Annotated in this window: 10 protein-coding genes and 1 pseudogene; 7 read left to right on the top strand and 4 right to left on the bottom strand. The window is 36.2% G+C overall.

The annotated features are described in order from the left end of the window. Positions 1 to 215: 215 nt before the first annotated feature. The 3 genes and pseudogenes from E0F89_RS02070 to E0F89_RS02060 all read left to right on the top strand — a co-directional run. Positions 216 to 689 carry a hypothetical protein gene (locus tag E0F89_RS02070; protein ID WP_131908201.1) on the top strand — a complete coding sequence of 158 codons (474 nt, stop codon included), beginning with the start codon at positions 216 to 218 and terminating at the stop codon, positions 687 to 689. 73 nt (positions 690 to 762) lie between these two features. Further along, on the top strand, positions 763 to 1,092 hold the full coding sequence (locus E0F89_RS02065) for a hypothetical protein (RefSeq protein ID WP_131908200.1): 330 nt from the start codon (positions 763 to 765) through the stop codon (positions 1,090 to 1,092). A gap of 193 nt (positions 1,093 to 1,285) precedes the next feature. Next, a pseudogene (locus tag E0F89_RS02060) lies at positions 1,286 to 1,483 on the top strand (ribosome recycling factor); the annotation flags it as partial. Positions 1,484 to 1,564: 81 nt separating this feature from the next. Here E0F89_RS02060 and E0F89_RS02055 read toward each other — a convergent pair. Further along, a complete protein-coding gene (locus E0F89_RS02055) occupies positions 1,565 to 1,894 on the bottom strand; it encodes a DMT family transporter (RefSeq protein WP_131908199.1) in 330 nt (109 codons plus the stop codon). A 1-nt stretch (position 1,895) separates the two neighbouring features. Then, the gene (locus E0F89_RS02050; RefSeq protein ID WP_131908198.1) at positions 1,896 to 4,166 is read right to left on the bottom strand and encodes a cation:proton antiporter; all 2,271 of its coding nucleotides are present in this window, start codon (positions 4,164 to 4,166) and stop codon (positions 1,896 to 1,898) included. Positions 4,167 to 4,363: 197 nt separating this feature from the next. Between E0F89_RS02050 and E0F89_RS02045 the strand changes: the two genes are divergently transcribed. Beyond that, positions 4,364 to 6,790 carry an efflux RND transporter permease subunit gene (locus tag E0F89_RS02045; protein ID WP_131908197.1) on the top strand — a complete coding sequence of 809 codons (2,427 nt, stop codon included), beginning with the start codon at positions 4,364 to 4,366 and terminating at the stop codon, positions 6,788 to 6,790. Between the two features lie 96 nt (positions 6,791 to 6,886). Here the strand turns inward: E0F89_RS02045 and E0F89_RS02040 are convergent, their stop codons facing one another. Next, positions 6,887 to 7,345: an RNA methyltransferase gene (locus E0F89_RS02040; RefSeq protein ID WP_131908196.1), complete on the bottom strand. Its 459-nt coding sequence runs from the start codon at positions 7,343 to 7,345 to the stop codon at positions 6,887 to 6,889. A 329-nt stretch (positions 7,346 to 7,674) separates the two neighbouring features. On the opposite strand from E0F89_RS02040, the gene asnS reads away from it, so the two are divergent. Further along, positions 7,675 to 9,111 carry an asparagine--tRNA ligase gene (gene asnS, locus E0F89_RS02035; RefSeq protein ID WP_131908195.1) on the top strand — a complete coding sequence of 479 codons (1,437 nt, stop codon included), beginning with the start codon at positions 7,675 to 7,677 and terminating at the stop codon, positions 9,109 to 9,111. 83 nt (positions 9,112 to 9,194) lie between these two features. Continuing rightward, the gene (gene rpoN / locus E0F89_RS02030; RefSeq protein ID WP_131908194.1) at positions 9,195 to 10,661 is read left to right on the top strand and encodes an RNA polymerase factor sigma-54; all 1,467 of its coding nucleotides are present in this window, start codon (positions 9,195 to 9,197) and stop codon (positions 10,659 to 10,661) included. A 182-nt stretch (positions 10,662 to 10,843) separates the two neighbouring features. Here the strand turns inward: rpoN and E0F89_RS02025 are convergent, their stop codons facing one another. Next, positions 10,844 to 11,434: a thymidine kinase gene (locus E0F89_RS02025; protein WP_073352621.1), complete on the bottom strand. Its 591-nt coding sequence runs from the start codon at positions 11,432 to 11,434 to the stop codon at positions 10,844 to 10,846. A gap of 247 nt (positions 11,435 to 11,681) precedes the next feature. Between E0F89_RS02025 and E0F89_RS02020 the strand changes: the two genes are divergently transcribed. Continuing rightward, positions 11,682 to 12,749, top strand: coding sequence for a hypothetical protein (locus E0F89_RS02020; RefSeq protein WP_131908193.1), 1,068 nt, complete (start codon positions 11,682 to 11,684; stop codon positions 12,747 to 12,749). Positions 12,750 to 12,770 lie beyond the last annotated feature (21 nt).

The raw sequence follows: 12,770 nt of genomic DNA, 5'->3' as shown, positions 1-12,770 counted from the left end.
AAAAAGAACTATCCTTGAAGCGTATACAATGTATCCGACAACAAATCCATTAACTTCTACACCATTTAATTGGCTAGACTTTTATAAATATATAAGTTTAAGTGCACTAAATGAAACAAGTAGTTTTAAAGTTGATTTTCCTAAAGACACCGATGCACGTTCGCTCTTAAATCAATATATTAACGCAGGAAAAATAGAATTAGATAGATAGAAATATGAAAAACTTATACATAATGCTTTTGTTCGTTTCTGGTATTACTTATTGTCAAAACATTTCTTTAATCAAAAACTTAGATACAATATATGTAGACTTCAAAGAAAGTGCTACGCAAATTAAGACCGTTCTACCTAAAGATAATCCCGGGTTTAAAAGATGGTATGTGATAAAATTTAACGAAAAAAACAAGGATGAATATTTACAATTTTATGTAAGTGAGTACCCCTCAACTACAAGAAGAGAAATAGGTAACAAATCAGATTTTAGATTTATCAAAAAATCGTATTTAAGGAAAAACAAGAAAAGGATAATTTCAGTAAATTTTTTTAAAAAATATGGCGTTTTCATGAGCTATTATGAAGCTTTTGAAAAATGTAAAGTTATATACATAATTGACAGATCAGAGAAGAAAAATGGACAAATTCCTATTTATGAAGTATCAATATCAAGTTCATATATGATGGGAGAGTAAAATTAGTACTATTGTTACTAAAGCAAAACACTGACTGCAAAAGAACCTTGCTCATAAACCAAATCATCATATCATGAGACTTTACTTATTGCTATTGCTCCTCTTTTCTATAAAAGTGTTTAGCCAAAACTATAATTCTCTCAAAGAGTCCGACACTATTTATATTGAATTCAAAGGAAAAAACAACGAAAAAAAACACTCTATTGATACTAGAATTCAACCAAATAATTTTGATGAGAGGGCTTACAATTTTGTTTTACCCGGAAAGTTCGGTCTTTACTTTCAACACCAAAAGTTTAAAAATTGGGAAAAAAAAGAAGCAAATATTGTCTCTGAAGTGAGGAAAGTAAATAAATCATTTTTAAAAAAAAATAAAAAACATATAATTGGAATAAATTTTTAAAAAAAATATGAGCAGAATGACATTATATGTCAGTTGTTTACACAATTGAAAGTATTTTATATTATTGATTTTACCGAAAAGAAAAAAGGCAATGTTCTGTTATATGAAGTTAATTCGATGAATTTTTGTCCGGTGTCGGAATAATAAAATGCGTTGATGCAAAACTTTTTCCCGCTGCTAGAGCGAGCTGGGGGAAGCTGAAGACGCTAAAGTTGGAATTCGAAATGCCCGTAAAGATGCCAATACAGATATCAAAAAATTAGAAAAAGAAGGAACATCAGAAGACATTTGCAAAAGTGCAGAGGATGAAGTGCAAAACTTAACCAACGCTTTCATCCGTAAAATAGATGAACTTTTAGTGGTGAAAGAAGCCGAAATCATGAAGGTGTAATTGCTTTTCAATTAGATTGAAAATGCGTCGTGTTAGTTTAACGCGACGCATTTTTTATTCAAAAATTTGAAAAACTTCCTTTTAATGACTCGAAACAAATTTCAGTCCAATAATAGAACTGATTAAAGTGGTAATAAAAAATATTCGCCAGAAATCAGCAGGTTCTTTAAAAACGAAAATCCCAACCAAAACCGTTCCTACCGCTCCAATTCCGGTCCAAACCGCGTACGCAGTTCCAATAGGAAGTGTTTGTGCAGCTTTGTAAAGCAAAACCATACTTATAGTCAAACAAACCAAAAATCCGCCCAGCCATAATGTTGACGTCATTCCGGTGCTTTCTTTGGCTTTGCCTAAACAAGTGGCAAAACCCACTTCAAAAAGACCTCCGATAATCAATAATATCCAGTTCATCTTAATGTTTTAAAATTAATACTGACGGAACTCCGCTTAACCAATCACTTCTGGAATCTACGAGTGCTTTCCAACTTTCGAGACTGATCAGCATTAAATCCTGCTGCGCCAAAAATTCCTGTGTAATTATTTTATCGGTTATCAGACTTATATTGTTTGGGTATTTTTGTTCCAAAGAATCAATAGCGCTGTTCATTACAAAATTAGTTGTAAGATGTCCATTCACATCCAAAATAACAATTTTAGCGTTATTATTGTAAACTAATTTCTGAATATAATCAATCACAAAAGAATCTTCCGTGCTGAAAATTGGAATAAAAACATGATTTACGTGCTGTAAATCTTTATCAATCAAAATCCCGATTGGCATTTTAGTTTTAGAAATAATCTGTCTTGTTCTTTCGTCAAAAGGAGAGTTTTCAAACAAGCCTTCTTTCCCTGTAAACTTATCAATCAAACGATCCGGATTGATTATTCGGGTTGTAAAACCAATTACTTTTCCAAGAATGGTCCCTTCAAATATTGATTTTCCAAGACCTATCAATAACAAATCATAATCTCCTTGATTCGCTACATCAGCAATCTCCGTTTCAATATCCATCGTTGCTTTAAAAATGGTAGTGATATCCTGTTTCAGCAATTGGGATTCTTCAACAATTGGATAAAAACTATTTTTTTCTTTGTCTTCCAAGTTAAAAGTATGCACCTCATCGCTTAGCGACAAATGCATCACGGTGATACTCGAGGTACTTTTCTGTTTTTTTATCAAACTACTCGCCAATCGCAACAAGGATTTTCCTTTTTCATTGTTACCAAATGAAATTAGAATTCGGTATTTATTATGGTTTGTAGGTACCAAAACTTCAACACCATCTTTCGTTTTAAAGATATAATTGATTAAGTCCAAAGCCGGTCCCGTCATAAAAGTAGTAACCAGCGCCATAATTACCATCATGGTAAAAACTTCGGGAGTCAACACTTTAAGCTCTAATCCTATGTTCAAGACAATCAATTCCATCAAACCTCTGGTGTTCATCAGGGCACCAATGGTTAAACTGTCACGCCAACTCTGACCAACAAATCTGGCTGCCAAGGCACTTCCTAAAAATTTCCCCACCACGGCCACCAAAATAATAAAACCGGTCACTTTCCATAAGTACGGATCGTTAAGAAGACCAATTTCAGTTTTCAAACCCGTGAATACAAAGAACAAAGGCAGTAAAAGAATCAACGCCACATCCTCTACTTTTTCGATGAATATAGTTCTGAATTTTGGAACATCAGGCATAATTGCTCCAGCCATAAATGCGCCGAATAAGGCATGAATCCCAATCACTTCGGTAGCATAAGACGAAATTATAAGTACCAGAAAAAAGATGGCCACAACCGGTTTGATAATAGTATCTTTTGAACCATACAAATCACCAATTCTTTTCAAAAATGGTTTTACAATATAAATCATGGCAATAACATAAAGCACTGCCAACATTATAATGTACAGCGAACTTACAAAACTTCCCGCCTTGACAATGGCAATTACCACCGCCAAAATACACCAAGCCGTAATGTCATCTGCAGCTGCGCATGTGATAACGATGGAACCTAATTTGGTTTTATGAATCCCTCGTTCCTGTACAATTCTGGCCAAAACCGGAAAAGCGGTTATGCTCAACGCAATGCCCATAAACAAACTAAAAGAAAGGAACTTGACGCCTTCGGGAGCAAATCGATTGTACACAAAATATGCTAGCCCTATTCCAAGAGCAAACGGAATTACGATACTCGCATGACTGATTACCACCGCTTCATTGGCTTTATTTTTCAGCACTTTTAAATCGAGTTCCATTCCTATGACGAACATAAAAAGTATCAATCCAATCTGGCTCAAAAATTTCAAATTTCCTAAAGATTCGACAGGAAATAAAGCTCCTGAAAATTCAGGAAAATACAAACCCAACAACGATGGCCCGAGTACAATTCCCGCAATTATCTCCCCGATTACTGAGGGCTGCCCAATTTTCTTGAAAATCCATCCAAAAACTCGGGCAACAAGTATTATGGTTATTATTTGCGCCAAAAGAATAGCCAAAGGATCTTGAAAATTGTGTTGCATCGAAGTTAGAAAATCGCCCCAAGAACCATTTCCGCTTTCAGGTGTCACTATCGTTTCTGCAACTTCTAAATGTTTTCCCTTGGTTATAATCCAATACATTAAAGCAGTAAAACCGCCTGTAATGACCAAATAAAAAACTGTGTTTTTATAATTCTTCATATACTATTTTATGTCATCTGTCTTAACGATGAACCATGACGATGAGCATTCAAATGTATCATTTATATCTCAAAAATCTATTTAATTACAAATAAAAAAAAGACGCCTGAATCATGGGATAAACCAATAAAAAGTTTTAGTCAAAACCAATGATTTATAGCGGTTTTAACTACCTTTGCAAGCGTTAAACACGAAATATGATCAAGTGGTTCAGTTTAGGATTTTGGGAGTTAATAGCCCGAATTGTCCTTAGAAATAGAATTTTAATGTTATCCATTATTGTTGCGATAACAGCGCTTTTAGCACTACAATGGAAAAATATCCACTTCACTTTTACCGAAGCCAATTTATTGCCGGATGACAATATTGTAAATATTGAGTACAACGCCTTTTTGAATAAATTTGGTGAAGAAGGAAATTTGGTCATCATCGGTGTGAAAGACAACGCCATATTTACCCCCAAAGCCTATGCTTCCTGGAGTAAAATGATGAATACGCTGAAAGGCGATAAAGCGGTTGATTTAGTTGTTTCACTAAATGACTTGAAGAAATTACAAAAAAATGATTCGCTGGAAACCTTTGAACTGGTTCCTTTTGTGGAACAAAGCAAGACCGTTGACCCAGCGTACCTTCAGAAAATAAAAAAGGAACTGTTCAATGATTTGCCTTTTTACGAAGGATTGCTTTTCAACAAAAGGTCTGGAAGCATACGTTCTGCAGTTTACATGGATAAAAAAATTGTAAACACGGCGGCCCGAAAAGATTTCGTTCTGGATAAACTTGTTCCCGCAGTCGAAACATTCGAAAAAGAAACCGGAATCGACCTGCGTGTTTCGGGAATGCCTTACATCCGAACATTAAATGCAAAAACCATTACAGATGAAATCAGCATCTTTATTGGAGCCTCATTATTAGTCACTTCTCTTCTTTTCTTTTTCTTTTTTAGAAGTTTTAGGGCGACATTAATATCACTAATCATTGTGATTATTGGGGTAATGTGGTCTTTCGGATTTTTAGGATTATTAAACTACGAAATCACGGTTTTAACGGCGTTGGTTCCATCTTTAGTTATTGTTATCGGGATTCCGAATTGTATTTTCCTGACCAATAAATACCATCAGGAGTACAAAATTCACCACAATAAAGCCAAAGCATTACAGCGCGTCACCACCAAAGTAGGAATGGCAACATTAATGACAAACCTTACCACAGCCATTGGTTTTGCTACATTTATCGCCTCAAATAATAAGTTACTTCTGGAGTTTGGTGTGGTTACTTCTATCAATATCATGGCGCTTTTCTTTTTGTGTATTATTGTCATCCCCATTTTTCACAGTTTCATTCCTGCGCCATCAGAGCGACATATTAAGCATTTAGACCGCAATTACGTCAAGGCTTTTATGGATTGGATTCTGAGAAACATAAAAAACAATCGGTTTACCATTTATGTTGTATCCATAGTTTTACTTGTCATCAGCATTGTAGGAATCTATGAAATGCGCATTTCCGGCAGTTTGATTGAAGATATGCCTAAAAAAGAAGCCTTTTTTGAAGATATTGTTTTCTTCGAAAAAGAGTTTGACGGCGTGATGCCACTCGAGATAATGATTGACACAAAGCGCAAAAAAGGAGTCATGAAATTGTCTACGCTGAGGCGAATGGAGGAATTGGAGGAAACCATTGACGAAATTCCGGAATTATCAAAACCTATTTCTATTGTTAATCTCGTGAAATATTCCAAGCAAGCGTATTACAATGGAAACCCCGATTATTACGAATTGCCAAGCTCGCAGGAACAATCGTTTATTTTGTCGTACGCTAAAAATGCTACCAAAAATTCGAAAGACAATCTGATGAAAAGTTACGTGGATTCCACGGGACAATTTGCCCGCATCACAACTTTTATGCGTGATGAAAACGGCGATAATATCGCCAAAATTGAATCTGAAATTCGCAAAAAAGCCGATAAAATTTTCCCTCCCGATCAGTACAAAGTTACTATCACCGGAAAAGCACTGGTTTTCCAAAAAGGAACCGGATACCTGCTGGATAATTTACTTTCGTCGTTGGCTTTTGCTTTTTTCCTGACCGCGCTTCTGATGGCTTTCATGTTCCGTTCGTTCAAAATGGTGTTGGTTTCTATCATTCCTAATTTATTACCGTTGATGCTAACCGCAGGAATAATGGGCTTTCTAGACATTCCGCTAAAACCATCTACGATTTTAGTTTTCGGAATTGCGTTTGGACTTTCGGTGGATGACACCGTACGATTTCTGTCTCAATACCGCGAGGAATTAAAGAAAAATAACTGGAAAATCCGCAAATCCGTTTACGCCACATTTACGGATGCCGGCTTGAGCATGTTCTATACTTCTATCGTATTGTTCTTTGGATTTTCAGTATTTATGTTGTCCAGTTTCGGAGGAACAATCGCGCTTGGCGGATTAATTTCGTTGACATTGCTGTTCGGAATGCTGTCGAATTTAATGTTGCTGCCGGCTTTGGTACTGACCTTGAATAAAACACTGGCCAATGAACAGGATTTCATTGAACCCAAAATAGATATCATCGAACCAAGTGATGCCGAAATTGATGATTTAGAGAAAAAAAAATTGGATAATTAAGCGCTTTACACTGTATCTTTTTCAATCCTGTCAAGGTCTTAAACTCTGACAGGGTTAGTTATAGCAGATACAAAATAGGATATAAAAACGATTATTTTATGATCTGGGTTTATTAAGTCCTCGATCATAAAGAACAATACTTCCGGCAACAGAAACATTCAAACTTTTTTCAGATTTGAATTTTACCAGGTAATGACATTTCGCAATGGCCTTTTTTGTAAGTCCATTATCTTCCGCACCTAATAGATATACACAACGTCTTGGATGTTCAAAAATTTCTAAATCACTTGCGTTTTCATCTAACTCGACACCTACCAATCGGGCACCTTTTGGCAAGTTCTTATAGAAGTCGTCGAACGATTCATAATGGAAATAAGGAATTGAATTTACAACATTATGCGTATCGCAAGCCTGTTTAGCATAGCGATTACCAATAGTAAAAATGAAACTTGCACCGAGGTTTTGTGCTGTTCGCCATAATACACCCAAGTTCTCAGGAGTTTTACCGTTTTGAATCCCGATACCAAAATACTCTGCAATAAAATTATCATTCATGGCGCAAAAATACGAACTGTTACTAGGTTTTTCACGTTTTTAAAATATTTATGAATGCAGTCTTTCGCTCATCGTGCTGTTTTTTATTGGGCCAGCTTCTACTTTTGCTTGAAAACCTAAAATTCCACTCTTCCCTAGCCCCGATAGCAGCTGCATCCTTTTACTTTTTTCTTTAAAAAGTAAAAGATATAGCGAATAGCGGGAAATAGCTTCAAAAAATCACAATGACAGTTAGATTGCTTCGTTTCTCACCATGACAATTACAAACAAATCATTTATATTTGCAGTTCAGTCAAGAGACAATTTTTAATATCAATTATATACGTAAAATGAGACATACAAAAGTTAAAGACTTACTAAACAGTACCACGACGCTTCACGAAGTAAATGCAAAAGGATGGGTGAGAACTTTTAGAAACAATCAATTTATTGCTTTAAACGATGGTTCGACCATTGATAATATACAATGTGTTGTCGATTTTGAAAACACGCCAGACGAAACTTTGAAGAGAATTACGACTGGAGCAGCGATATCTGTAACAGGGACTTTGGTAGAAAGTAAAGGTGCCGGACAGAAATTTGAAATTCAGGTAGCTAAACTGGAAATCCTTGGAGATTCGGATGCAGAGAAATTTCCGATACAACCAAAAAACAAACCGAGCTTGGATTTCTTGCGTGAAAATGCGCATTTAAGAGTTCGTACGAATATGTTTGGAGCCATTATGAGAGTACGTTCGGTATTATCATACGCGGTTCACAGCTATTTTCAGGAGAAAGGTTTTGTGTATGTGAATACGCCAATCATAACAGGTTCGGATGCTGAAGGTGCCGGTGAAATGTTTAAAGTTACTGCTTTACCATTTGACGGAACGCCAAGAACCGAAGACGGAAAAGTGAATTACAAGGAAGATTTCTTTGGGAAAGAAACGAACTTAACGGTTTCGGGACAACTGGAAGGAGAGACTTTTGCAATGGCTTTGGGCCAAATTTATACTTTTGGACCAACATTTAGAGCCGAAAACTCGAATACTTCGCGTCACCTTGCGGAATTTTGGATGATTGAGCCAGAAGTGGCGTTCAATGATTTGAATGACAATATGGATTTGGCTGAAGATTTTATTCAATATGTAATCAAATACACTTTGGACAAATGTCCGGAGGATTTGAAATTCTTAGAAACACGATTATTGGATGAAGAGAAATCAAAACCAGTTGCTGAAAGAAGCGAAATGGCTTTGCTTGACAAACTAAACTTTGTTTTGGAAAACAATTTCAAACGTGTTTCATACACCGAAGCAATTGACATTTTAAGAGAATGTACACCAAATAAAAAGAAAAAATTCAACTATATTATTAACGAATGGGGTGCTGATTTACAGTCAGAACACGAGCGATACTTGGTAGAAAAACACTTTAAATGTCCGGTAATCTTGTTTGATTACCCGGCAAATATCAAAGCATTTTACATGCGTTTGAACGAAGACGGAAAAACGGTTCGCGCAATGGATATCCTTTTCCCAGGAATTGGAGAAATTGTGGGAGGTTCTCAAAGAGAAGAGCGTTTTGATGTTTTGGTTGAAAAAATGAAAGCCTTAGGAATTGATGAAGAAGAATTGTGGTGGTATCTTGATACCCGAAGATTTGGTTCAGCGGTTCACTCTGGTTTTGGACTTGGGTTCGAAAGATTGGTATTATTTGTAACAGGAATGACAAACATTCGCGACGTAATTCCTTTCCCAAGAACGCCAATGAATGCGGAGTTTTAAAAATTCGTTTCAAGTTTAAAGTTTAAGGTTGTTGAAAGTTCAGCAACCTTAAACTTTAAACCTTAAACTTTTAAACAATAAAAATGCTAAAGCAATTCTTAAATTTAAAATTATCACAGAAATTATCTCCACAGCAAATTCAGCTGATGAAGTTAATTCAATTGCCTACGCAAGCTTTCGAACAACGTTTATTGGAAGAAATGAACGAAAATCCAGCTTTGGAAGCCGGAAAAGAAGAAGATGAGTATGAAAAGGACGAGTTCGAAAACGAAGATTATGACGATTATGATGATGCCGAATCAGAGCGCATTGATGCCGAAGACATCAACATTGACGAATATCTAAGCAACGATGAAACTCCTGATTATAAAACACAGGCCAACAATTACAGTGACGACGATGAAGATCGCGAAACACCTTTTGCCGCGCCGGTGAGTTTTCATCAGGATTTAATCAATCAGTTAAACACTTTTATCCTAAATGACGAAGAGCGCGAAATTGCAGAATTCTTGGTAGGAAGCATTGATGATATGGGTTATATCCGTCGCAGTGTTGCTGATATGGTGGACGATATGGCATTCACACAAGGTATTTACACCGATGAAAAGATGGTGGAAAAAATGTTGCAGGTGATTCACGAACTGGAACCATCTGGCGTAGGCGCACAAGATTTACAGGAATGTTTGTTGTTGCAATTAAAACACAAAACACCATCTGAATCTGTAGAACTGGCAACCGACATTATCGAAAATCAGTTTGATGCTTTTACCAAAAAACATTACGATAAGCTGTTACAGAAATATAATGTTTCGAACGATCAACTGAAAAAAGCCATACACGAAATAGAAAAACTGAATCCAAAACCAGGCGGATCATTTACCGGAAACAACAAAGTGACGGAAAATGTGGTTCCTGATTTTGCCATTAGAATTGTGGAAGGCGAGTTGGAACTGACCTTAAACGGACGAAATGCTCCTTCCCTGCACGTTTCCAAAGATTATCAGGAAATGATGCAAACCTACAAAGATTCCCGTGATAAATCAGCCCAACAAAAAGATGCTGTGCAGTTTATCAAACAAAAACTGGATTCGGCTAAGTGGTTTATCGATGCGATTCGCCAACGTCAGGAAACACTTTTTGTAACCATGAATGCGATTATGCATTACCAGCAAGAATATTTTCTTGAAGGCGATGAAACTAAACTGAAACCGATGATTCTAAAAGACATTGCCGATATGGTAGGTCTTGATATTTCAACGATTTCACGTGTGGCTAACAGCAAGTATGTGGAAACGCCTTATGGCACGAAACTGATTAAGGAATTCTTCTCGGAATCGATGAAAAACGACCAAGGAGAAGACGTTTCTACATTAGAAATCAAGAAAATCCTTCAGAACACCATTGAGGAAGAAGATAAAAAGAAACCACTTCCGGACGATCAATTAGCTGAAATCCTTAAAGAAAAAGGTTATCCAATCGCAAGAAGAACGATTGCTAAGTACAGAGAACAACTCGATATTCCGGTAGCGAGAATGAGGAAGAAAATGTAGGATTGTTGATTTTAGATTGCTGATTAACGATTTGAGATTTAGTGTTCCTAAAAAAAATGATTTTATAAAAAGACAAACCCTTTCCGAGTTTAGAACTCCGAAAGGGTTTTATATTTTCAATACTTTTATATTTCAATCCCATTCCGGCTCCCTCTCCTTCGGAGAGGGTTGGGGAGAGGATTTTACTTCTCCTGATCTTTCCGCATCGCATGATAATACGCGGCACGACTCAAAGGTTCGTATTCTTCGGTTTCGCCCAACATGACGAGTTTATCATTATCGGTTTTACGGAAACTGTAATTCGCTAGATTTCCGGTGCGGGTGCATACGGCGTGAACTTTCGTCACATATTCGGCAGTTGCCATTAATGCGGGCATCGGACCAAAAGGATTTCCCTTAAAATCCATATCCAATCCGGCAACAATTACACGGATTCCCTGATTAGCCAAATCATTGCAAATTTTGACAATTTCATCATCAAAAAACTGTGCTTCGTCAATGCCTACCACATCGCAACCTTGAGCCAAAATAGCAATATTTGCGGCAGCAGGAACAGGTGTGGAACGAATTTCGTTAGCATCATGTGACACCACCATTTCATCATCATAGCGCGTATCGATTGCCGGTTTGAAAATTTCGACTTTTTGCTTGGCAAATTGCGCTCTTTTCAAACGACGGATCAATTCTTCGGTTTTACCCGAAAACATGGAGCCGCAAATGACTTCGATCCAACCAAATTGTTCTTTATGATTTACTGTATTTTCGAGAAACATTTTGTATTTTTCTGACTTAAAAAATGAATAGTTTTTATTACTTTGTAATAGACAAACCGACTTAAAAATTTTATACTTTTACGTCGTTTCAAAAGTATAAAATTTATATCAAATCGGAGATTCGCGAGCACTTATTTAAAAAAATAAAAAATGCGATACAAAGAATCCCTTTTCTTGGGGCGATATAAAAGCTAATACAAAAACAAATCAAAAAAGACCTGCCTAACACCCTATAATTTCAACAGTCATGAAAAAAAAATTGGAAGCCGATTTAATCAGCATTGCACACAGAATATTACAGCTAAAAAATAAATCTGACATCAATCAATTATATTTAGAAACGCAGAAGCTATATGAAAAACTTGCTGTTTTACGATTTGTGGACGAACATTTTAGTGAAGCAAAACCAACTATTGGCATTACAGAAATCAGCAAAGAAATAGAATCCATTTTTGATATAACTGAGTCAGTTCAACCGGTAACAGAAGTTGTTATTGAAGAAACAGTTGTTGAAAAAACAACTGAAACGACTTTGGAACAGACTGAAGAAAAAACTCCTTCAGGAGAACAAGAACCGGTTACCACAGAAGAAGAAAGTGCTGTTGAAGAGGAAGAAACAATAACCGAAGAAACAGCTTTGGAAGAAACAGTTGTTGAGGAAATCATTGCTGAAGAAACTGTCGAAACGGCTTTGGAATCATCTGAAGAAATACTTGATGAAACCGACAAAGAAGAAGTAACAGTTGTGGAACGGGAAATAGTCGACGCTACAGAAGTGGAAATAGAGGATGAAACATCGGAACCGGAAGCACCTTTTGAACCTGCTTTTGAATTATCACAAGAGAAAGAAGTACAAGCCGAGCCGGAAATGCCAAAAAAAGCGGAAGCGGTACAAATCTCTTTTGAAGATTTATTAGGAAGCAATTACCACGACACACTTTTTGTGAAAAAACAGCAAATAGAAAATATACCAACTGCGATAGTTATTGAAACTCCCAAAGTAGTCGTTGTGGAAGAAGAAAAAGTATTAGCTGTTAAAGAAGAAGCTGTTGATACAAAAATAGTTTCTTTGAACGATAAATTAGCCAAGGGAATCAACATCGATTTGAATGACCGTTTAGCGTTTATAAAACATCTTTTTGGCAACAGCAGCGAAGATTACAACCGTGTTTTAAGTCAACTTATCACCTTTGATACCTTCTATGAAACCCGCGATTTTGTTCAGGAAATGGTAAAACCAGACTACAACAATTGGCAAGGAAAACAAGATTATGAAGATCGTTTCATGGATATTATAGAGAAAAAATTCCTGTAACTTTCGTTGATTTTTTTCTCA

The organism is Flavobacterium caseinilyticum, assembly GCF_004349085.1.
In the GTDB taxonomy this organism is placed as follows: Bacteria; Bacteroidota; Bacteroidia; order Flavobacteriales; family Flavobacteriaceae; genus Flavobacterium; species Flavobacterium caseinilyticum.
The sequence above is the reverse complement of the archived record's forward strand: the minus strand, read 5'-3'. Positions and strand labels throughout refer to the sequence as shown.

Coding starts and splice junctions, on each gene's coding strand:
- E0F89_RS02070 (WP_131908201.1), top strand. CDS start 216: ATGAAAAACTTATACATAATGCTTTTGTTCGTTTCTGGTATTACTTAT.
- E0F89_RS02065 (WP_131908200.1), top strand. CDS start 763: ATGAGACTTTACTTATTGCTATTGCTCCTCTTTTCTATAAAAGTGTTT.
- E0F89_RS02055 (WP_131908199.1), bottom strand. CDS start 1,894: ATGAACTGGATATTATTGATTATCGGAGGTCTTTTTGAAGTGGGTTTT.
- E0F89_RS02050 (WP_131908198.1), bottom strand. CDS start 4,166: ATGAAGAATTATAAAAACACAGTTTTTTATTTGGTCATTACAGGCGGT.
- E0F89_RS02045 (WP_131908197.1), top strand. CDS start 4,364: ATGATCAAGTGGTTCAGTTTAGGATTTTGGGAGTTAATAGCCCGAATT.
- E0F89_RS02040 (WP_131908196.1), bottom strand. CDS start 7,345: ATGAATGATAATTTTATTGCAGAGTATTTTGGTATCGGGATTCAAAAC.
- asnS (WP_131908195.1), top strand. CDS start 7,675: ATGAGACATACAAAAGTTAAAGACTTACTAAACAGTACCACGACGCTT.
- rpoN (WP_131908194.1), top strand. CDS start 9,195: ATGCTAAAGCAATTCTTAAATTTAAAATTATCACAGAAATTATCTCCA.
- E0F89_RS02025 (WP_073352621.1), bottom strand. CDS start 11,434: ATGTTTCTCGAAAATACAGTAAATCATAAAGAACAATTTGGTTGGATC.
- E0F89_RS02020 (WP_131908193.1), top strand. CDS start 11,682: ATGAAAAAAAAATTGGAAGCCGATTTAATCAGCATTGCACACAGAATA.